Raw genomic sequence first — 406 nt, forward strand, 5'->3', positions numbered from 1 at the left:
TTTATCGCAGCATTAGATGCCGGGTCAAGAGCCGGATCATAATAACTTGATCCGATATTCATGCGTGGATCAGATTGTGCCATAGCATCCCGCTCACCAAATGTACGTGGAATAACATTACCGCTATTATTAGCGGCCTTAGTTAGTTGGGTAAAACCAAGTCCAGCTTCAATATCTGGCTCACCTTCGCCCTCTTTCTTTGGCTTCAGCAAAGCCTTTGTGAGTTCAAGGTCTTGGTTCCCTTCAGCCTGTCCACGAGATTTAGCCATCTCACGCTCATGCTTTGTACCAGTCTCTGTCTCAACGATGTCAAGATTGGTCTTGTCAGCAATCTGCAATTCTTTCTGTGCCTTAGCCTGATTGAGTTCAATTTCAGACTGAAGGAGAGCATTCTTCAATTGCTGCT

Annotated in this window: 1 protein-coding gene; it reads right to left on the bottom strand. The window is 45.3% G+C overall.

Features of this window, described 5'->3' with window-relative positions; translation table 11 throughout:
- The coding region (locus RMT89_RS41355) for a hypothetical protein (protein ID WP_315888905.1) at window positions 1-406 on the bottom strand (406 nt) is incomplete at both ends.

Origin of the sequence: Streptomyces sp. P17, assembly GCF_032436805.1 — a bacterium.
Taxonomy (GTDB): Bacteria; Actinomycetota; Actinomycetes; order Streptomycetales; family Streptomycetaceae; genus Streptomyces.